The 22623-nt window shown below is 66.6% G+C and carries 3 protein-coding genes; all 3 read right to left on the bottom strand.

Translation table 11 applies throughout. From position 1 onward, the window contains the following. Genes BM177_RS12840 through BM177_RS12830 form a run of 3 tightly spaced genes read right to left on the bottom strand, consistent with a single transcriptional unit; the run spans position 1 to position 22516 of the window. Entirely contained in the window at positions 1 to 12270 is a 12270-nt protein-coding gene (locus BM177_RS12840) for a non-ribosomal peptide synthetase (RefSeq protein ID WP_091683058.1), read from the bottom strand. Further along, positions 12267 to 21458 carry a non-ribosomal peptide synthetase gene (locus tag BM177_RS12835; protein WP_091683055.1) on the bottom strand — a complete coding sequence of 3064 codons (9192 nt, stop codon included), beginning with the start codon at positions 21456 to 21458 and terminating at the stop codon, positions 12267 to 12269. The genes BM177_RS12840 and BM177_RS12835 overlap by 4 nt, the downstream gene beginning before the upstream one ends. Beyond that, entirely contained in the window at positions 21455 to 22516 is a 1062-nt protein-coding gene (locus BM177_RS12830) for a TauD/TfdA family dioxygenase (RefSeq protein WP_091683053.1), read from the bottom strand. The genes BM177_RS12835 and BM177_RS12830 overlap by 4 nt, the downstream gene beginning before the upstream one ends. Positions 22517 to 22623: the final 107 nt, after the last annotated feature.

Here is a 22623-nt window from a genome sequence, read left to right as displayed (position 1 = left end):
TCATGTCGAGAGTCGGCCTAAAATCTCCCTCACCGAGGCGTGAAGCGCGGGGCTCGAAATAATGGAATTGTGATTGGCGTCGATGATAACGCTCTCAGAGTCGGCGCCAAAACGGACCGGCCAGTCCTGCGGCGGGGAATCGCCGCCCCGAAGGGTGGCCGTCGCCCACCAGACGTTGAGGCTGGCGCGAAGGGCCGGCTCGCTGAATGTATCCTCGATCGCCGCGCCGTGGCGCCAAAGGGAGGTTTCGAGACGTAGACTTTCGATTGGAGCGCCGGCGAACCAAAGACCCCGCTCGTGTCCCCAAAGCGCGGCGCGGGCGGGCCAATGCGGAATTGGCGCTTGCGCGAGATGCTGCTCCAGCAACCGGAGTTGATCTTCCGGCAAGGCCGCCAGTCTCGCCTGCTCCTCCGGGTCCTCCAGAAACTCCGAAAGACGCGCCTTCCAGTCGTCTTCGTCGTGATTGCGCGGCGGAATGGGGTCGACGAGTCCAAGAAACGCAACCTTCTCGCCAGAGGCTTCCAGCCTCGCGGCGACGCCGAGCGCGATCAATCCGCCGAGCGACCAGCCAAGCAGGCGATAGGCGCCGCCGCGATGATTTTCCCGCAGCACTGCGGCATAGTCCGTGACGATCGCCGAATAATCCAGAGCTTCGGCCGCGGGATTTTCAATTGCTCGAAATTGCAGCCCGTGGACGGGATCGCGCGGATCCAGCGCCGCGATCAGCGGATGATAATTATGCACATGTCCCGCCCCGGTCGGAAGGACATAGAGCGGGGGTCTATCAGGCTCGCCCCGCCGCAACGTGACGAAGGGGCCGGCCGGCGCGCGCCGATTCGACCTCATCCATCCGGCAAGCGCCTCGACGGTCGGGAACTGGAACAGGGAGACGAGCGGTATTTCCGTCTGCGTCTGCGCGCTGATGAGCTGGGCGAGCCGCACCGCCATCAGGGAATGGCCGCCAAATTCAAAGAAGCCATCGCGCCTGCCGAGCTTGGGGAGGCCGAGAGATTCGGCGAACAGGCGCGCCAATGTAGCCTCCAATTCGTCGGCGGGCTCCGTATCTGGAGCATCGCGCGACGCGACCGGCGGCGACAGGTTCGGCAGGGCGGTCCGACGCAACTTTCCGTTGTCGTCCCGCGGCAGGCGTTCGACGAAACGCCAGACGGACGGCGTCATATAGGCGGGCAAAAAGTTCAGGAGATGAAGGCGCAGCGCCGCTGGCGTAAAGGGCCTGTCCCGCGTGACGATGAAGGCGACGAGGCGCAGGTCCCCGTGCGGGTCGCTCTCTGTCGAGACGGCCGCTTCGGCGACGCCGGGACAGGCTTCAAGACGGGCCTCGATTTCCTCAAGTTCGATGCGAAGCCCGCGAACCTTGACCTGTTGATCGGTGCGTCCGTGGAACTCAAGGGCGCCGTCCACGCGCCAGCGTGCGAGATCGCCGGTGCGGTAGATCCTTTCCCCGGGCGCAAAGGGATCGGGTGCAAAGCGCTCCGCGGTCAGCGCAGGTTGGCGGAAATAACCGCGGGCCAGCCCGTGTCCCCCCACGCAGAGTTCTCCGACTACTCCCTCGGGAACCAAATTCAGGAACGGATCGAGCACGTAAAGTCGCGTATTGGCGATCGGACGGCCGATCGGGACTCCCGCGCCGGCGTCCGCATGTTCGAGGGCGCAGCAGGCTAAGGAGCTTGCGTCGATCGTCGTCTCCGTCGGCCCGTAGTTGTTGTAGAGACGGCACAATTGCCGGCTGGCGAAAAATTCGCGGCGCAACTCCTCTTTCATCGCTTCGCCGCCGCAGGACACGACGCGCAGACTCCCGCAATCCGCCCAACCCGGCGCCGCCATGACGGCGCGCAGCAAGGACGGCGTAAAATCAATCATGGTCACCGCATGCGCAAGGATGAGTTCGTTCAGTCGAGCAGGATCTCCGGCGGCTTCTCCGGCGATGACGAGACGCGCGCCCGCCGTGAGGCATCCGACGATTTCGCCAACGCTGACATCAAAGCCCGGCGCCGCCTGCTGAAGGATGACGTCGTCCTCGCCAAGGCCGTATTCGGCTGCGCCCCATGCGATCCGGTTGACGAGCGATCGGTGGGAGATCGCGACCCCCTTCGGCCGCCCCGTTGAACCGGAAGTGAAGAGAACATAGGCGAGGCTGTCGGCGTCGATCGGCGCGGTGGGATTTGAATCTGGCCCCTCCGCCTGAAGGGCCGACGCAAGATCGACGACCGGCCCGGAGAAGGTCGCGACGCCGCCCGCCGACGGCGCGTCGGACAGGACGATTTTCGGCGCGCAATCGACGAGAACCGACCGTAGCCTTTCGTCAGGAAGAGCAGGGTCGAGCGGAACGAAAGCGGCGCACGATTTCAGCGTCGCGAGAAGAGCGATCACGAGTTCGATCGAGCGCCGGGCGTGGATCCCGACCAATACATCCGGCCCCGCGCCGAAGCGGATCAGGCGACGGGCGAGGTGGTTGGCCAAGGCGTTGATCTCGCCGTAAGTCGCCTGCCGCGATCCATCGACAATGGCGCATCGCGTCGCGCAGCGGTCCGCCTGGGTCTCGAACCAACAGACGACATTGGCCAAAGCCTGCCCGTTCTGCGCCGGCGATCCTGTCGCGGCGCCGGTCCCCCATTCGAGCAGCCGCCGCTGTTCAGCCGTCGACGGAGCGGCGAGGTCGCCGATCCGCGCCTCGGGCCGCGCGGCGATCGAAGCCAGGAGCTCGACGTAATGCCCGGCGAGGCGTTCGATGGCCGAACCGAGAAACAGGTCGGTATTGTATTCGAAAGTCAGCCAGAGCCCCTCCGGCGCCTCGACGGCGTCGACGGCCAGATCGAACATCGCCGTCTCCGCGTCGCTCTCCAGCGGCTCGATCAGGAGGTCCTCGATCGCGATCGGCGCCGCCGGCGTGTTCTGCAGGCCGAACATCACCTGGAACAACGGATTATGCCCGAGCTCCCGCGCCGGGTTCAGTTCCGCCACGAGGCGCTCGAAAGGCAGGTCCTGATGATCCTGCGCTTCGAGGGTCGCGGCCCTGACGCTCGCCAGAAGATCCGTGAAGCGCGGGTTCCCGGCAAGGGTCGCGCGTATCACCAGAGTATTGGTGAAACAGCCGATCAGCCCCTCGAACTCGACCCGCGGCCGGTTGGCGACGGGCGTTCCAACACAGATATCATCCTCGCCGCTGTAGCGCGACAGAATGACGTCGAACGCGGCCAGAAGCGTCATGAAGAGCGTCGCTCCCTGGCGTCGCGACAGGGCGCGCAGACGTTGCGTCAGATCCAGGGGCAATATCAGACGATGCGCGGCGCCGGCATAGGTCTGCACGGGCGGGCGGGGACGGTCTGTTGGCAACCGCAGCACGGCTGGAGCTTCCTTGAGCCGCGTCCGCCAATAGGCCGTCTGGCCGTCCAATTCCCCGCTGTCCAAAAGCGCGCCCTGCCACATCGTATAGTCAGCATATTGCAGGGGCAGGTCGCGCAGCGTCGACGCGCGGCCGGCGGCGGCGCACGCATAGAACTCGGCGAGGTCGCTGGCGAGGACGCCGGTGGACCAGCCATCGGCGATGGCGTGGTGCAGGGTCAGGAGCAGGACATACCCGCCGGCGCCCTCTGCGTCGCGAGGCTCCGACTCGAACGCCGTGGCCCGAATCAGCGGACCGGCGGACAGATCGAACGGCTCCTGCGCCGCCGCCCGGATCAGGCGGCGCAACTCGGTTGGCCGCTTTCCGGCGTCCGTTTCGAGGAGCCTGACGATCGGAAGGCTGATCGTCATGGCCGGCGCGATCGCCTGGACCGGGCGTCCGTCGACGATCGGGAAGGAGGTGCGCAGCGCTTCATGACGGTGCGCCAGATCCTGGAGAGCACGCTCGAGGGCGGCGAGATTGAGGCGGCCGGAAAGGCGCAGGACGATCGGGACGTTGTAGAATGGGCTTCCCGGTTCAAGTTGGTCGAGGAACCACAGCCTCTGCTGCGCGAAGGACAGCGGAATCGGCGCGTCGCGCCTTGCGAGGGGGAGCGGTCCAGCGTCCCGTCCCCCGGAGCGCGACCGGCGGATCAGGCGGCCTAGCTGCGCGGCGGTCGGCGCCTCGAAAACCGCGCGCAGCGTGATCTCCGCGCCGAGGTCGCGGCGGATGCGCGAGATCGCCTGCAGGGCGGCGAGCGAATGCCCCCCGATTTCAAAGAAATTCTCGTCGTTCCCGACGCGTTCGCGACCGAGCGCCTCGGCGAAGACGGCGCACAGAATTTCGTCCACCGCGTCGCGCGTCGCCGGGCGTCCGGGCGTTGCGTCGATCGCCGTGAGAGGCGCGGGGAGCGCCGCCCGGTCGATCTTGCCGCTTGCTCCTCGAGGCAGGCGTTCGAGCGCGACGAAAACGCCGGGGATCATAAAGTCCGGCAGCCGCTCCCGAAGCCAATGCCGCAGCGTCGCGGCGTCCGGCGCCGGCTGCCCGGCGCCGCTGACATACGCGGCCAACGACCTGGTTTCTCCGCTGGCCCGGACGACCGCCGCGGCGTCGCCGACTCCGGGATGTTCCCGCAGTCGAGCCGCGATCTCCCCGAGTTCGATCCGGTATCCGCGCAGTTTGATCTGATCGTCGACGCGCCCGAGAAATTCGAGCTCCCCGTCGGCCCGGAACCTCACCAAGTCGCCCGTGCGGTAGAGGCGGAGGCCGGCGGAAAGGCGCGGATCGGCAAAGGGATCCGGAATGAAACGCTCCGCGGTCAGCCCCGGCCGTCCCAGGTAGCCGCGCGACACGCCCGGGCCGCCGATATAAAGCTCGCCCGCGATTCCTGCGGGAATTGGTTCGAGCCGGCTGTCGAGAACATAGACTTTGGCGTTGGCGATCGGGCGGCCGATCGGGATGTCGGGCAAGGGCCGCGCGCCGCCGGGCGCGTGATAAGCTGTGGCGGTGATCGTCGCTTCGGTCGGGCCATAGGTATTGACGAAGGCGACAGCGTCCCCGGTCGCCGCGCGCCAGTGGCGCAAGACGTTCGCGGGCGCCTTTTCGCCGCCGACAAAGACGAGCCGCAACCGGGCTGGCGCCGGCAGGTCCGCATCGGTCAGCGCCGTGGCGAGTTCGACCCAGAACGCCGTGGTCAAGGGCAGCACCGTCACCTCCGCCGCGGCGACGAAACGCAGGAAATCAAGCAAAGCGTCCCGGCTGCGCGCCGGCGGGAGAACGACGCTCGCCCCGCTGATCCATGCGGGAAAAATCTCCTCGGCCGCCTGGTCGAAACTGATCGAGGAAAATTGCAGCACCCGGTCGCCCGGACCGAGGCCAAAACCACTCGCCTGCGCCTGCGCCAGATTGACGAGGCTTCCATGTTCGACCATCACGCCTTTTGGACGGCCGGTGGAGCCCGAGGTGTAGATGATATAGGCAAGGTGATCCGGGCCGGAGAGGCGCGGCGGATCGGATCTTGGCTCTCCGGCGAAGGCCGTTGCGTCCGCGTCGACGCGGACCACCTTCAGTCCGTCGATCGATGGCGCCGGCAGGTTCGAATCTGGCCGGCTCCGCACCGTGATCAGCAGCTTGATCCGGGCGTCCTCGATCATGAAGCGAAGGCGATCCTGCGGATAGTCCGGGTCCAGCGGAAGGTAGGCGCCGCCGGCTTTCAGGATCGCCATCAGTCCGATGAACATGTCCGGCGAAGGCTCGACCATCAGTCCGACGGCGACCTCCGGCCCGACGCCAAGCGAGATCAGATAATGCGCAAGCTGATTCGCCCGTTCGTTCAGCGCCCGATAGCTGAGCGTCTCGGAAAACGTCGTAATGGCCGCGGCGTTCGGGTTTCGCCTTGCCTGCGCTGCAAAAATTTCGTGAACACAGGCGCCGGACAGGGGCTTTGCCTCTGAGAAAGTGGAGGAAGCCCCGCTCCAGCTTTCAAGAACCAGTTCGCGCTCGGCGGGGCGGAGAAGGGACAGATCGCACAACCTGCTTTCCGGGTTCGCGGCGAGAGCCTCAAGCAGGGTTTCAAAATGATCGAGAAGGCGCTCGACGGAACCTGGCGTAAAGCGCGCCTCGTCATAGCTTGCGGAAAGTTCGAGCTGCGGGCCGGGAACCGTCGTCAGCGTCAGCGCGTAGTGGGTCTGCTCCAGCGCTTCGAAACCGCCGATTTCGACCCCGCCGATCTTCCCCGCGAGGTTGCGGTCCGCCGGAAAGTTTTCAAAGACCAGAATGGCGTCGAACAAAGCCTCGTCGCGCGGCGCGTCGCTCCAGCTTTGCACAAGCGCGAGCGGCGCATATTCATAATGGCGCATCTCAAGATTTTGGGCCAGAAGAAGGCGCAGCCAATCTCCGGTCGGGGTTTGAGGCGGGACCTCGACCCGCAGCGGTAAAGTATTGATGAACGGCCCGACCATGGTCTCGACGCCGCGCAGCTCCGCCGGCCGGCCCGACACCGTGACCCCGAACAATATCTCACGCTCGCCGGTATAGCGGTTCAGCAGCAGGGCGAAGGCCCCCTGGGCCAGGGTGTTCAGCGTCACCCGATGGCGCCGCGCGCACTCCTCGAGCGCCGCCGTGCTGGCGTGAGACAACAGCCTCGCGCTGGTGCGGTGGATCGGCGCGGGAGGCTCTGGCGCGGGGTTCCATGGCCGGGACAGGGCGGCGCTGATCGGCGTCGGACGGGTAAAGCCCGCCAGCGCCGTGCGCCAATAGGCTTTTGCCGCGGCAAGGTCCCGTCCCGCCAGAAACGCGACGTAATCGCGGAAGGGACGGGCCCCGGCGGGCTGCGGCGCGGCGCCCCGCGAGAGGGCCGCATAGTCGGTCAGGACGTCCTTCAGAAGCAGCGCGACGCTCCAGCCGTCAAGCAGCAGGTGATGGTGGGTCCAAAGGAAATCGTAGGTTTGCTCGTCGCGCCGGACCAGCAGGAATCGCATGAGCGGCGCCCTGCCTGGATCAAATCCGGTCCGGCGATCCTCCGCCACCTGCGCGCGCCAGAGCTCCTCCTGCGCCGCGGCCGGCGCGCCGCGCTGGTCCAATTCGATGAACGGCGCATCGGCCTTCGCGTGGACAACCTGCAGCGGCGATTCAAATCCGTCCCATAGAAATGATGTGCGCAGGACCGGATGGCGGGCGGCGGCGCGCCGCCACGCCGCCCTGAACGCGGCGACGTCGAGCTCACCTCGAAACGTGCAGATCATCTGCTCGACATAGACGCCCGAACCCGGCTCATATAGCGCGTGAAACAAGAGCCCCTGCTGCAGTGGAGTCAGCGGATAGGCGTCCTCGATCGCGCGAGCCTTTTCGGGGAGTTCGTCGAGTTGCTGCTGGGTCAGCAGCGCCAACGGAAAGTCGGATGGGGTGCGCCCGCCCGCCGCCGGCGAAAGGCAATGCTCGATCAGGCGCGCAATCGCCGCGCTCCAGGCGGCCAGCAGCGCCTGCGCCCGTTCCGGCCGCCAGCGCGCCATGCTATAGCTCAGTCCGAACTCCAGCCGTCCGGACAACACGTTGGCGAAAAACGCCAGATCATGAGGACGAAGCGTTCGGCCGTCGCGCTCCGGTCCAACGGGCTCCTCCGCCGCCGCGAACAGCGCGTCCGGGCCAACGCTCTGGTCGTACTGCCCGAGATAATTGAAGCTGACCTGCGCCCGCGCGCCGTCCCGCAGCCGCGCCGCGATCTCGCCGTCCGGCGAGCAATAGCGCAGCAGCCCGTATCCGATTCCCTTGCGTGGGATTGCGCGCAGCTGCTCCTTCACAGCCTTCAAGGCCTCGCCCGGCGAGGCGCCGGGACGGATGCTCAAGAGGACCGGGTAAAGGCTTGTGAACCAGCCGACCGTGCGCGACAGATCGATGCCCTCGGAAAGCTCCTCGCGCCCGTGGCCTTCAAGATCGATCAATACGCGGGATTCGCCGCTTAACGAGCCCAGAGCCTCAACCAGGGCCGTCAGCAATATCTCCTCGATCGACGTGCGGTAGGCCCGAGGAACAAGGCGCAGCAGGGCTTCGGTCTGCGCCGCGCTCAATGTCCCCAGCACGTTCCCGGTCAGGCTCTCGGCGTTAGAGCCAAGAGCGTCGTCCGCCGGCAGAGCCCGAACCCTGGCGCGCGCCGCGGCGCTCCAATAGGCGCGCTCGTCGGCGAATTCAGCGCCGCCGGGGGAGTTTTCGTCTGCGAGCGATTGCGCCAGGACGGCAAGATGTTCGGCCCAGTTCCTGAACGACGCCGTCTTCGCCGGCAATATTGCGGGGCGTCCGGGCGCCGCGGCGATCTGGCGGCAGGCGCTTTCGATGTCCTCAAGGAAGATCCGCCACGACACCCCGTCGATCACAAGGTGATGAGCGACAAGAAAAAGCCGCTGCGAGGATCCAAGATCGAACAGCGCCGCCCGCAGCAGCGGGCCAACGCCAAGGTGAAGGGTTCTCTGCAGCGCGGCCGCCGCTTCCGTCACCTCGGCGGCCTGCGCCGGGGCGGGAACCGCGCGCAGATCGATCCGGCGCAGGACCGGTTCGTCCCCTCCGGCGGCGTGATACTGCCGCCAACCCTCGCCGCCTTCTTGTTTGGCCGCGCCGGAGATCGGCCGATTGGCGCCGTCGCCCTGGCTCGTGCGGACGAAGCGCAGCCGCAACGCGTCATGGTGCGCCAATGTTTGATGTAGAGCCTGCTCCAGAACGTCGGCGTCGAGCGCCATTTGCGGCGTCAGTAGAATCGCCTGGTTCCAATGATGCGGATTTTCCGCCTCGAGCGCGAAGAACCAGCGCTGGATCGGCGTCAGCCCCGCCTCGCCCCCGACGGATCCCTGTTCCGGTCGCGCAATCTCTCCGGCGCGATCTTGTTGCTCGGCGAGCGCAACCGCCAGCGCGGCGATCGTCTGTCGCTCGAACAAAAGGCGCGGCGTTACGTCGAGGCCGCTGGTTCTCGCCCGGCTTGCGACCTGGATGCTGAGGATCGAATCGCCGCCGAGGGCGAAGAAATTGTCCTGGGTTCCGACCTGTTCGAGGCCAAGGACCTCGCTCCAGATCCGCGCGAGGATCTCTTCCGTGGGGGTTTGGGGTGGCGCGTATCCTGATGTCGCGCCCGAGACGCCGGGGGCGGGCAAGGCGTCGCGGTCGATTTTGCCGCTGGAGGTCAGGGGGAATTCGTCGACCCGGACGAACGCCGCGGGGATCATGTAGCCGGGCAGGCGGCGCTCGAGCGCCGCGCGCAGGCGGGCCTGATCGGCCGGGTCGTTGTCTTGAGGTTCTGGCGCGGCGGCGTTTACGGCGACATAGGCGACGAGGGATTTGCCGCCGCGGGGCTCCGCCTCGCTTGGGTCGTCCTGGACAAGGAGGTCTTCCCGAATGAGGAGATCTTCGCGGACCAGGGGATCTTCCCGGACAATGACGAGGGCCTGGCGGACGCCTTCGATCTCGCGCAGCGCGGCCTCGATCTCGCCCGGCTCGATGCGGTGGCCGCGGATCTTCACCTGATGGTCGATCCGCCCGAGATAGTCGAGGCCGCCGCCGGCGTCCCAGCGGGCGAGGTCGCCGGTCTTGTAGAGCCGTTCGCCCGGCGCGCCGAACGGATCGGGGATGAACCGCTCGGCGGTGAGGCCGGGGCGGCGCAGATAGCCGCGCGCCAGCCCGGCGCCCCCGACGTAAAGCTCCCCGGCGACGCCTTCGGGAACCGGCTGCATGCCGCCGTCGAGAAGATAGACGCGAAGGTCGGCGAGCGGCCGTCCGATCCCGCTTGCGGTGTGATCGCCGTTTCCGCTGTTTCCACCGGGGTCGAGATCGCGCAGCGTCACATGCACGGTCGTCTCGGTGATGCCGTACATGTTGACAAGACGCGGATGCGCCGCCCCATGTCGCGCGAACCATGGCCGCAGCATGGCGGAATCGAGCGCCTCGCCGCCGAAAATGACAAGCCGCAGCGAGAGGCCGCGGTTCGCCGCGAAGGCCTGCGTCCGCAGCAGCTGGCGGAACGCCGAAGGGGTCTGGTTCAGCACCGTCGTCCCGGTCCGCGCCAGCAGTTCGTAGAACGCCTCCGGCTCGCGGCTGGTCCAGTAGGGAACGACGACGAGGCGGCCGCCATGCAGCAGGGCGCCCCAGAGCTCCCAGACCGAAAAATCGAAGGCGCAGGAATGGAACAGGGTGAAAACGTCGTCCGGACCAAAGCCGAAGGCGTCCCGCGTCGTCGCAAACAGCCGGGTCACGTTGCGATGGGAGACCATGACGCCCTTCGGCCGTCCGGTCGAACCGGAGGTGTAGATGACATAGGCGAGATGGTCCGGCCCGGCCCGCGGCGGCGGATCGCATTCGTCCGCGGGATCTTGATCCGGGTCTTGAGCGGGTTCTTGATCGATGCGGACGAGTCGCGCGCCGCCTTCCGTCAGATCGTCCTGCGCAAGTCCGTCCTGCGCAAGTCCGTCCTGCGCATGACCGTCCTGCGCATGACCGTCCTGCGCCAGACTGGCGAGCACCAGCGCCGCCCCGGATTCCTCGATCATGAAGGCGCGTCGCTCGCGCGGGGCGGCCGGATCGAGCGGCAGATAGGCGCCGCCGGCCTTGAGGATCCCGAGGATGGCGACGATGAGTTCGAGCGAGCGCTCGATGAGGACGCCGACGATGACCTCCGGCCCGACGCCAAGGCGGCGCAGCCGGGCGGCGAGGCGGTTCGCCCGCCGGTTGAGCTGCGCATAGGTGAGGCCCTCGCCGTCGCATTCGACCGCGAGGGCGTCGGGGGTTCGCGCCGCCTGCGCCGTGAAGAGATCGGCGAGCGAGAGATCCGGCGCGCCGACCGGAACATCAGCCCCCGAGGAGGGAGAGGAAGCCCCGCTCCAGTCGTCGAGGATTTGCGCCCGCTCCGGCGCGGAAAGCAACGGAAGCGATCCGATCCGGGCCGACGGCGCAACAACAAGCCCCTCAAGCAAACACGAATAATGACCCGAAAGACGGGTAATCGTCGAAGACGAAAACAAATCCGCGCGGTGCTCGATATATGCCGCCAGTCCGTCGCGCTCCCTGACGACGGTCAAGGTCAGATCGAATTTTGCGGCGAACGTCTCCAGCGGCAGCGGAGCGACGTCGAGACTCCCGAGTTGGAGAGCGCCTTGCGGCGAATCCTGCAGAACGAACATCGTCTGAATGATCGGCGTGCGGCCGGGATCGCGCGCGGGCGCCAATGCCTCCACCAGCCATTCGAAAGGCGCGTCCTGGTTCGCCTGGGCTTCGAGGACGACGTCGCGAACCCGGCGCAGGAGTTCGAGGAAAGGCGGATCGCCCGAGACGCTCGTGCGCAGCGCCACCGTGTTCGCGAAGAAGCCGATGAGTTTTTCCGTGGCGAGCTCGTTGCGGTTGGCGATCGGGCTGCCGACGCAGAGATCGGTCTGCCCGCAATGGCGCCACAGGAGCACATAGAACGCGGCGAGAAGCGTCATGAACAAAGTGGCGCCTTCGCCTCGGCCCAGCGCGTCGAGCCGCCGGCGCAGGACTTCGCTCAGACGCCAGCCGAAAATGCCGCTGCGCTCGCCCGGAACGGGGGGGCGAGCCCGGTCGGTGGGAAACTCGAGGACGCCCGAATAGCCGGCGAGCCGCTGTCGCCAATAGGCGAGCTGGGCGTCGAGACGCCCGTTGGCGAGCCGCGCGCGCTGCCAGTGGGCGTAATCGGCATATTGAAGGGGAAGGTTTTCGAGCGGGCAGGGTGTGCCGGCCGCGAAAGCCTGGTACAGCGCGGACAGTTCCCGGATCAGGATGTCGATCGACCAGGCGTCGGCGATGATGTGGTGCATGACGATCACCAGCAGATGATCGAAAGAACCGATGCTGAGCGGAGCACCGGGCGTCGCTTCGGCGGCGACCCGGATCAGGCGGACGCGAATCAACGGCCCGGTTGAAAGGTCGAACGACCGGATCGCTTCCTGGCGGGCAAGCTCGTTCGCCGCCGCGCGCGCCGCTTCCGGGGCTTCAGCGAGATCTTCGACAACGAGCGTCAGGGGCTGTTGCTGGGCGATCGCCTGGACGGGCTGGCCGTCCGGGGCGGGAAAGGTCGTGCGCAGCGCTTCATGGCGGCGGATGACTTCGTTGAGGGCCTGCTCTAGCGCCGCAACGTCGAGCGCGCCCTTCAGCCAAAGCCCGGCCGGAATGTTATAGGCGGCTCCCATTGGCGCGAACTGGTCAAGAAACCACAACCGCTGCTGCGCGAAGGACAGCGGCGCGGGTCCCGGCGGGCGCGGCGCGATCGCTTCGGCCACGGGCGAGGCCACGCGGTCGCCGCGCAGCCGCCGCTCGAGCAGCAATCGTTTGGTGGCGGAGAGCTCCTGCGCCGGGTGGCCGGGTTTCATCCGGTTCATGAGCGCTCGGCTCCGCCGCCGACCTCGTCGAGCTGACCTTGAGCTTCGGTTTCGGACAGGGCGTCGATCTGCTCGATCAACGCCGTCTCCACCGCCGCGGCGAGGGCCGCCGGCGTTGGCGACTCGAAGAGACGGCGCAGGGGAAGATCGATGTCAAAAGCATCCCTGACCCGGGACATGGCCCTGGTGGCGAGAAGCGAATGGCCGCCGAGCGCGAAAAAGTCGTCTCCGACGCCGACCCGTTCAAGACCCAGCACTTCCTTCCAGATCCGAACGAGAATCTCTTCCGTGGGAGTACGAGGCTCTTCGTATTTTCTCGCCGCCGACGGACCATACGGAGCGGGCAAGGCGTCGCGGTCGATTTTGCCGCTGGCGGTCAGGGGAAATTCGTCGACCTGGACAAACCACGAGGGAATCATGAAGTCCGGCAGGCGCTGCTCAAGCGCTGCGCGAAGCCTAGGTAAAAGGGTTCTCTCCCGGCGCCTGCGCAGTGGGTCGGTTGCGTAGAGCGCAAACGGAGGAGACGTGTCGAGAGCGCTCGTCTCGACCCCGCCGGCGACCTGGGGGAGCCCCGCGTCGCGCAAGGTGCAGACAATCCCAAATTGCCCGTCGGAGCCGCCAGGCGGCCAGACCACCGCGATGTCGTAGGGCGTCGTGTCGGCGATTTTGGCGATCGCCTCAGGATCGACGGCGCTTGCGGCAATCCCGGCGCAGAGTTTGCCGATCTGGTCCGCTCTTGGCGGACACTCCTGCCGAGCCAGTATTTTCGCCGCATGGGCGGCGCCCGCCACCCGGCTGTTGGGGACGTCGCGGACCAGAAGCGTCTCCGGCGCGTCGCGCAACAATCGCTCGCGTAGCAGCGCTGGCGACAAGGCTTCCTTGGTCCAGTCGAGCCACGTGGTCCCGACCGGCGCTTTCTCCGCGGCGTCGAGATGCAGAATGACGTCGTAGCGGAACTGGGTCATTTCGTTCAGGAAATGGCCCCGTTTCAGCAGGATCTCCACCCGGCCAAGTCGTTCGATCCGGCTTTTGAGCGCGGGGAAAAACGCGGGATCGAGGACAAGTTCGTCTTCGCGCAAGAGGCGCGACGCCACGTTCTGCCGCAAATCTTCGCGTCTCGTCGCGGGGCCGGCTCGGTCCAGCTCTATCGCCAGATTGAAGGCGTCCAGCAATCCAAGATGGCGCAGGTCTCCGACAAAGATGCGGCCGCACGGCTCGACCATGGCGGCGGCGCCTTCGAGAACCCGCACCAGATAGTCGACGTCCGGAAAATATTGCGCCACCGAGTTCAGGACGACCGTGTCGAAGCGCCCTTGGTCGCGCGGTTCGAATTGGTCGGCGGCGCGTTGGCGCAGCTCCACATGGCCGAGGCCGCTTGGATCTCTCGCGAGGGCTCCGACGACCTCGGCGAGCGCCGCAGCCGAAAAATCCGTTCCGACATAACGCTCGCAGTGCGAGGCAAGCCGAAGCAACAATAGTCCGGTCCCGCAGCCGATCTCGAGCACCTTTTTTGGCTCAAGGGCGCGAATGCGGTCCACCGTTCGCTCCACCCATTCCCGCATCTCCGCGGCGGCGATCGGAAGCCCTGTATACGAACTGATCCAGCCGGCGGTGTTAAAACACGGATCGACGGGCGCCACGGGAATGCTGAAGGCCTCGTCGAACACCGATCGCCATTGTTCGATCTGCTCCTTCACAAAGCCCTCGTCGTCGTCGTTGTCTTGAGGTTCTGGCGCGGCGGCGTTTACGGCGACATAGGCGACGAGGGATTTGCCGCCGCGGGGCTCCGCCTCGCTTGGGTCGTCCTGGACAAGGAGGTCTTCCCGAATGAGGAGATCTTCGCGGACCAGGGGATCTTCCCGGACAATGACGAGGGCCTGGCGGACGCCTTCGATCTCGCGCAGCGCGGCCTCGATCTCGCCCGGCTCGATGCGGTGGCCGCGGATCTTCACCTGATGGTCGATCCGCCCGAGATAGTCGAGGCCGCCGCCGGCGTCCCAGCGGGCGAGGTCGCCGGTCTTGTAGAGCCGTTCGCCCGGCGCGCCGAACGGATCGGGGATGAACCGCTCGGCGGTGAGGCCGGGGCGGCGCAGATAGCCGCGCGCCAGCCCGGCGCCCCCGACGTAAAGCTCCCCGGCGACGCCTTCGGGAACCGGCTGCATGCCGCCGTCGAGAAGATAGACGCGAAGGTCGGCGAGCGGCCGTCCGATCCCGCTTGCGGTGTGATCGCCGTTTCCGCTGTTTCCACCGGGGTCGAGATCGCGCAGCGTCACATGCACGGTCGTCTCGGTGATGCCGTACATGTTGACAAGACGCGGATGCGCCGCCCCATGTCGCGCGAACCATGGCCGCAGCATGGCGGAATCGAGCGCCTCGCCGCCGAAAATGACAAGCCGCAGCGAGAGGCCGCGGTTCGCCGCGAAGGCCTGCGTCCGCAGCAGCTGGCGGAACGCCGAAGGGGTCTGGTTCAGCACCGTCGTCCCGGTCCGCGCCAGCAGTTCGTAGAACGCCTCCGGCTCGCGGCTGGTCCAGTAGGGAACGACGACGAGGCGGCCGCCATGCAGCAGGGCGCCCCAGAGCTCCCAGACCGAAAAATCGAAGGCGCAGGAATGGAACAGGGTGAAAACGTCGTCCGGACCAAAGCCGAAGGCGTCCCGCGTCGTCGCAAACAGCCGGGTCACGTTGCGATGGGAGACCATGACGCCCTTCGGCCGTCCGGTCGAACCGGAGGTGTAGATGACATAGGCGAGATGGTCCGGCCCGGCCCGCGGCGGCGGATCGCATTCGTCCGCGGGATCTTGATCCGGGTCTTGAGCGGGTTCTTGATCGATGCGGACGAGTCGCGCGCCGCCTTCCGTCAGATCGTCCTGCGCAAGTCCGTCCTGCGCAAGTCCGTCCTGCGCATGACCGTCCTGCGCATGACCGTCCTGCGCCAGACTGGCGAGCACCAGCGCCGCCCCGGATTCCTCGATCATGAAGGCGCGTCGCTCGCGCGGGGCGGCCGGATCGAGCGGCAGATAGGCGCCGCCGGCCTTGAGGATCCCGAGGATGGCGACGATGAGTTCGAGCGAGCGCTCGATGAGGACGCCGACGATGACCTCCGGCCCGACGCCAAGGCGGCGCAGCCGGGCGGCGAGGCGGTTCGCCCGCCGGTTGAGCTGCGCATAGGTGAGGCCCTCGCCGTCGCATTCGACCGCGAGGGCGTCGGGGGTTCGCGCCGCCTGCGCCGTGAAGAGATCGGCGAGCGAGAGATCCGGCGCGCCGACCGGAACATCAGCCCCCGAGGAGGGAGAGGAAGCCCCGCTCCAGTCGTCGAGGATTTGCGCCCGCTCCGGCGCGGAAAGCAACGGAAGCGATCCGATCCGGGCCGACGGCGCAACAACAAGCCCCTCAAGCAAACACGAATAATGACCCGAAAGACGGGAAATGGCGGCGGCGTCGAACCGTCGTGAATCATAGCTGAACTTCACGCTGAGTTCGGGACCCGGAATCACGACGATCGTCAGCGGATAATGGGTCTGCTCGATGAAGCGGACGTCATCGGCGACGAGCGGACCAAGCTGCCCCCGCAGCGCCGCGTCGACGGGATAATTTTCGAAAGCGAGGAGACTTTCGAACAATGCCTCGCCGCGCGGTCCCTCGCTCCAGTCCTGAATGTCGGCCAAAGGAGCGTAGTCGAACTGGCGCATGTCCATGTTCTGAGCGAACAGGCCGCGCAACCAGGCGGCGACGATCGCCTCGGGAGGCGCCGCGACGCGCAACGGTAGCGTGTTGATAAACAGCCCCGCCACGCGTTCGACCCCGGCCAGTTCCGGCGGGCGTCCCGCGACAGTCACCCCAAAAAGCACGTCGCTTTCGCCGTTGAGGCGGCTGAGCAGAAGCGCCCAAGCTGCTTGCGCCAGCGTATTCGTGGTAATTTCGAGGCTTCGCGCGAAGGCTTCGATCGCCAAGGTTTGCGCGGGCGAAAAGGTGATGAAGGTTTCAGTATAATCGGCGCCGGCGGCAGGTTCGCCAGCCGGCGGCGGCGCGCTGAATGGCAACGGGGTCGGCCCGTGAAATCCGGCGAGCGCGCGGCGCCAATATGATTCCGCGGCGGCGCTGTCCTGGCTCGCAAGCCATTTGAGATAATGCTCGAACGGCGGGCGATCCGGGAGCCGCGCCGCTTCGCCTCGGCTGAGGGCCAGGTAGGCGGCGAACGATTCTTCAAGGATGATGGCGCCGCTCCAGCCATCAAGCAAGATGTGATGGTGGCTCCACAAAAAGAGCCAGGCGTCATCCGCCGCGCGTATCAGAAAAAGGCGCATCGACAGGGCATCCGAGAGATCGAATCCCTTGCGCCTGTCGTCTTCCAGCAAGGCGGTCCAGCGCCGGGTTTGCTCCTGCGCCGGGAGCGCGCGCCAGTCGAGGTCCTCCAATTCGAGCCGGGTCTGCGAATGAACCGCCTGCACGGGCGCGTCGAGGCCCTCCCAATGGAAACTCGTGCGCAGGATTGGATGGCGGGCGATGACGGCGCGCCACGCCGCCGCGAACGCCACGCGGTCCAGCGGACCCGTCAGCCTGCAGCTCACCTGTTCGACATAGACGCCGGAGTTCGGCGCATAAAGCGCGTGAAACAGGATTCCCTGCTGCAACGGCGTCAACGGATAGACCGTTTCAATTCCGGAGGCGGTGCCGAACAGCCGGTCGAGCTCGGCCTGACCCAAACGGGCGAGAGGAAAATCCGAGGCCGTACAGCCGCCAGACTCGGGGGAGAGACAATGGGCGGTGAGATCACGCAGGGCCGTCACGAAATCCTGCGCCAGCGCCTGCATGGCCTTTGGGCGAAGCCGCGCGGCGCTATAATTCCAGGAGAGACGCAACCGGCCGTCGAAAATGTCGGCGTTGACGGCGAGCTCATACGGGCGCAGCCAATGCGGATCGCTTCCGCTTCTGATCTCGCCGCCAACCAGCGAGAACATCGTCTCTGCGCCAAAGGAGGGATCGAGGCGTCCCATGTAATTGAAAAGCGTCTGCGCCTGCGGCAGTTCGCGCGGGACCGGCGCGGTTTCGCGGGAAAGGCCGGGATGGCGCAGCAATCCGTAATGCAGGCCATGGTGCGGCGCCCGCCGCATCTCCTCCTTGACGGTTTTGAGATTGACGTCCGGAGGCTTGGACGGATCGATGCGGAACAGGCGAGGCGAAACGCTGGTGAACCAGCCGACCGTGCGGGACAGGTCGAGTTCAGGAAACAGCGGCTCGCGCCCGAGGCGATCGACGTCGATGAGCGTCGCCTCGCCGCCGCTCCGCCGGTTCAAAGCCAGCGCGAGCGCGGTCAGAAGAATATCTTCGATCCCGGCGCGATAGGCGGACGGGGCGTCAAGCAGGAGCCGTGTCTCTTCGGTCTCCAGAATTGTTTCAAGGGTCGCGCTGGTCGCCTCGGTCCGCGCGCCGTCAGGCGCGTCGATCGGCAGCCCGGCCGCGGAAGCGCGCAACAACGCGATCCAGTCCTCCGCCTCGGCCTGGACCTGTTCGGTTCGCGCATAGTCTAGCAGCCGCCGCGACCATTGCGCAAACGAGGCGCCGCCTTGCCCAAGCGACGGCTTCGCCCCCGCTTTCGCCTGGCGATAGGCCAGTTCGAGGTCCTCAAGCAATATGCGCCAGGACAAGCCGTCGGCGACGAGATGGTGCACGGCGACGACGAGATAGCCTGGCGCTCCGTCGGCCAGAACCCAGACAATGTTGAGCATGCGGCCCGAACGAAGATCAATCGACATTCGCTCATCGGCGATCCTTCGGACGTCCGCGATAGCCTGCGCCGGCGGCGTCGCGGGCAGAACGACGCGCTCGACGGCGGCGCCCGGAGTGTCCGGCGCGATTTTCTGGCTCCAGTCGCCGTTTTCGAAAAGGAACGTCGTGCGCAACGCCTCGTGATGGCGAAGCACGGCGTCGAGAGAGGCGTCCATCGCCGCGACGTCGAGGGGCTCGCGCAGGGCAAGAACTAGCGCGTGGGTCCAGAGCTCGGGACGGACATAATCGAGATCGAAAAACCATCGCTGGATCGGGGTGAGCGGTATGTCGCCGGCGAGCGGCCGCTCGCGATCTGCGACCGGTTCTACGCCCTTCGCGACCTCGGCGAGGGCGGCGATGGTCTGGCGCTCAAAGAGTTGCCGCGCGGTCACGGCAAGCCCGCGCTGGCGAGCCCGCCCGACCATCTGGATGCTGAGAATCGAATCGCCGCCGAGGGCGAAAAAGTTATCCTCCACGCCCACCTCGTCGAGGTGCAGCAGCTCCCGCCAGATTTCGGCGAGGACGGCCTCCGTCTCGTTGCGCGCGGCGATCATCCCGCGCCGCGCCGGATCGCTTACGTTCGGCGGCGGCAGACGGGCCCTGTCGAGCTTGCCATTGGGATTTCTGGGCAGCTCTTCAAGGCGCGCGAAGACGGACGGCGTCATGTAGTCAGGCAAGGTCCGCCGGAGCGCGGCGCGCAGCGCGTCCGACTCCGCTGCGGCGGCGTCGGCGACCACATAGGCGACGAGGCGCCTGTCGCCCGGATTGTCCTCGCGCAGAGCGACAGCGCAATCGCGGATCCCCGGCGCGGAAAGCAGATGGGCTTCGATCTCGTCGAGTTCGATACGGTGGCCGCGAAGTTTGACCTGACGGTCGGCGCGGCCCAGGAATTCAAGTTCGCCGTCAAGGCGCCAGCGCGCCAGATCGCCAGTACGGTAGAGACGCGCGCCCGCCGGGCCATGGGGGTCGGGCAGAAAGCGCTCGGCGGTCAGGTCGGGCCGGCGAAAATAACCGCGCGCGAGGCCGGCGCCGCCGATATGGATCTCGCCAATGATTCCGCGCGGGGTCAGGCGCCCCTGGCTGTCGAGGAGACGGATGCGCGTCCCGGCGATCGGTGAGCCGAGAAATACCATGGCGGCCTGCGTCTCCTGTTCGATGTCGAGCACGGCGCTCCAGACCGTGGCTTCGGTCGGACCATATTCGTTGTGGAGCCGCGCGTCCGGAAGGCGGGCGGCGTGTTGGCCAGGCAGGCCTGGCGGACAGCTTTCCCCGGCGACGATGGCCGTTCGCAAGGAGCAAAGAAGAGCGCGGTCCTGTTCGAGCAACACGCTGTAGAGCGAAGGCAGGCAGAGCATATGGGTAAGAGCATGGCGCCTGATCAATTGCGCCAACGCCGCCGGATCCTGAAGCTCGTCGGCGAGCGGCAGGCAAAGACAGCCGCCCTGGCTCAGCGTCCAGAACAAACCGGCGACCGAACTGTCGAAGCTGAACGACGACAGCAGCAGAAAGCCGCCGACCGGCGCCGGATAATGCTTGTGACGGCAGATCGTCGAATGCAAAGCCGAGCGGTGGCTGACGCCGACGCCCTTGGGACGCCCCGTCGAGCCGGAGGTGTAGATCAGATAAGCGAGCTGGTCCGGGTCGACGGCGATGTCGAGATTGTCCTTGCGGCCATCGGCCTCCAGCGCCGCGTCGAGGCGATGGGTCGGACGCGCCAGTCCGGCGGCTATTTCGGCACAGGCCTCATCGGTCAAGAGAAGCGCGGGCGCGGCGTCCGCCACGAGCCATTGGAGGCGTTCGCGCGGATGCGATGGATCAAGCGGAACATAGACTCCGCCAGCTTTCAGAACCGCGAAAATTGCGACGACGATCAGCGCCGGATCCGCAGCCAGAATCGCCACCCTGTCTTCGGCCGCGAGCCCAAGGCCGACAAGGCGCGCGGCGAGGACGTTCGCGCTCTGGTTGAGCTCGGCGTAGGCGCGACTGGTCTCGCCTGACCGCAGCGCCGTCGCGCGCGGCGTTAGCTCCGCCTGACGCTCCAGCAGCTGATGCAGGCCGCGAATATCGAGATCGATCGAGGGCGTCGCCGGATTTCCGAAGGCGGTCACGCGCTCGCCTTCTCGTTCTCTGAGCATTCCGAGGCTGCTGACCGGCGTCCCGGGTGCCTTGAGGGCGTTCTCGAGCAGCGTAAGCCATTGCCCGGCGAGGCACGTTGCGCCGGCGGCGGATACGCTGGCGCGGTCGAAATGAAATTCCGCCGCATACCCATCAGGCGTCTCAAGGCATTGCAGATGAACCTCGAAGGCCTCGCATGGCGCCGGAACCCCCTCGAGGGTCAATGTGATCGGACCGGCCCGCAAAGGCGGCGGAACGGGTGTGTAGCCGAACGAGAACGGCCAGGTTCGTTCGACGGCGTCGTCGCGTCCCGGCGCGGCGGCGTAGTCCTGCCAGTCTCGATGGTCCTCGATCGCGCGATGCGCGCCGGCCAACACGGTCGCGAAAGAATCTCCGGCGCCGAAGGTGCAGCGCAGCGGCAGCGGCCTCACATAGAGGCCGATGGCGCCGGCGATCGGCGCGCTGCGCCCGTCGCAATGAAACCCGAGTTCGAGATCCGGCGCTCCTGCGTGGCGAGACAGCATCGCCGCGAAGGCGGCAAGCAGAACCGACTCGGACGAAACTCCGCTCGCCGCCGCGACAGCGCCGACGGCGTTCGCGATGTCGCGTCCAAGGGGGAGGACAATGCTGGAGGTGCGGAAGGGCCCGGACGGCGGGCCCGCGGCTTCAAACGCCAGCCGAATCGGCGCGGCCGGCTGGCTTTGATGCCCAAGCCAGTAGCGCGCGCCCTGCGGAGCATCGGTGGCGGCGAGAATATCTTCCTGCCAGGCGGCGTAATCGGCGTATTGCATCGGCGCGTCCGCCGCTGACCGCGACCCGCTGTAGCCCGAGGCAATGTCTTCAACGAGGTTGGCGAAGCTCGCGGCGTCGGCGCAAAGCGGCGAAAGCGTGATCGAAAGGTAGTGCAGATCCGGGGCGAACCGCGTCAGATCGGCGTGGAGCGCGACGCCGCCCGTATCCATGGATCGGCGTTCCGCCTCGATTGCGGCGAGCACGGACGGGCGCTCCTGCGGCGGCGCGCCGCTGAGGTCGCGCCACGTCAGGATGGTCGAGGCGTCGAAGGGCGGTTCGATCACCTGAACCGGTGCGGTCATGCCCGGCGGAAGTTCAAATCTCGTCCGCAGCGCTTCGTGCCGGATAATCGCTTGACTGAGGCTCGCTGCGATAAGCGAAGGATCGAGCGGCCCCTCGAGGCGCGCCCGGCCGATGAGAGGCGCGGCGGGGCGCCGGTTTTCTTGGCCAAGGCGCCAGAGGCGCTTTTGCTGTTGAGAGAGCGCGAATCCGACGATGTCGATTTGAGTCGTCATGACGATGGTTCCGGAATCACGGCGAAATCCCGCGGTTTGAAGGATTGAGCCATCGCGACGAGGATGCGGCGAAAACCGCGGAATGACGTTCGGCCGTGGACGGCGAGGATATTGTCCACCAAAAGAACGTCGTTGCGCCGCCAGCCGAATTGCGTGAGCGCGCCTTGATAAACCGCACGAAGATGCTCGAGAACATCGGCTTCGATCGGCGCGCCGTCGCCATAATAGGTTTGCGTCGGAAGGTCGCCGGCCGAGAACTCGGCTGTCAAAGCGTCCCGCAGCGGCGCCGGCAAGGTGGTGACATGAAAGAAGGTCGCGTGATTGAACCAGACCTGCTCCGCGGTCGCCGGATGGCGGATCATGGCCGGTCCGGTCTGGCGCGTGCGCAGGCGGTCGCCCGATCTCCATTCCCACTCGATCCCGAGCCCGGCGCAATAGCGCTCGACCTCGGCACGATCGTCTGTTTGAAAAACCGTCGGCCATGGCAGGCCAAAACCCGCGCCGTAATTGCGGACATAAAGGACCCCTCGGCGCAAGAACCGCTCCTTGACGGACGGATCGATCCGCCGCGTGATCTCGCGCGCGTCGCCGAGCGGAGTCTCACCCCCTTGCTCGGCGGGAGTCTCGCCATAAAAGATCAGATAGCGCGGACACAGCGGAGAGTAGGAATGTTCGTTGTGTGGAAAGATCGACTGCTCGGCCGGATAGTCCGTCGCCGTATAGACATTGCGGCCTACCTCGGTCCGAGGCGACGCGCGAAAGCGATATTCGAGGGCTCCGCCCGCGATATTCTCGACACAGGTTTCGAAATCCTCCGCGCCCTGCACCGAAAAGCCGCGCAACAACACAGCCCCGCGCTCCGTCGCGAGCGCCTCGAGTTCTGTCCGGCGTCCGGCCGACCACGCCGACAAGAGCAATCCTTCGGCGCGCGACTGGATCACCAGCGGACAAGGGCCATGACCGGCGGGTGCGTCCACCACCACCGGATTGCCGGAAAGGCTTGGCGCCGGGCGGCGAAGCGCTGCGCCCGGCTGCGGCGAATTTCGCGGCGGCTTCATCGCGCTTCTCGTTCATTTTTCAAGAGGAATTTCCGCGGGGCGAAGCCAGGCGCCGACTCATTGCGGACCATGTTAAAAACCGGAGCCTGAAACGGGGTCCGCGCGGG

The organism is Methylocapsa palsarum, assembly GCF_900114285.1.
GTDB classification, from domain to species: Bacteria; Pseudomonadota; Alphaproteobacteria; order Rhizobiales; family Beijerinckiaceae; genus Methylocapsa; species Methylocapsa palsarum.
This window is presented reverse-complemented; position numbering and strand designations above follow the sequence as displayed.

Bases quoted from the DNA above. Each gene is read 5' to 3' on its own strand.
- BM177_RS12840 (WP_091683058.1), bottom strand. From the start codon at position 12,270: ATGAACCGGATGAAACCCGGCCACCCGGCGCAGGAGCTCTCCGCCACC.
- BM177_RS12835 (WP_091683055.1), bottom strand. From the start codon at position 21,458: ATGACGACTCAAATCGACATCGTCGGATTCGCGCTCTCTCAACAGCAA.
- BM177_RS12830 (WP_091683053.1), bottom strand. From the start codon at position 22,516: ATGAAGCCGCCGCGAAATTCGCCGCAGCCGGGCGCAGCGCTTCGCCGC.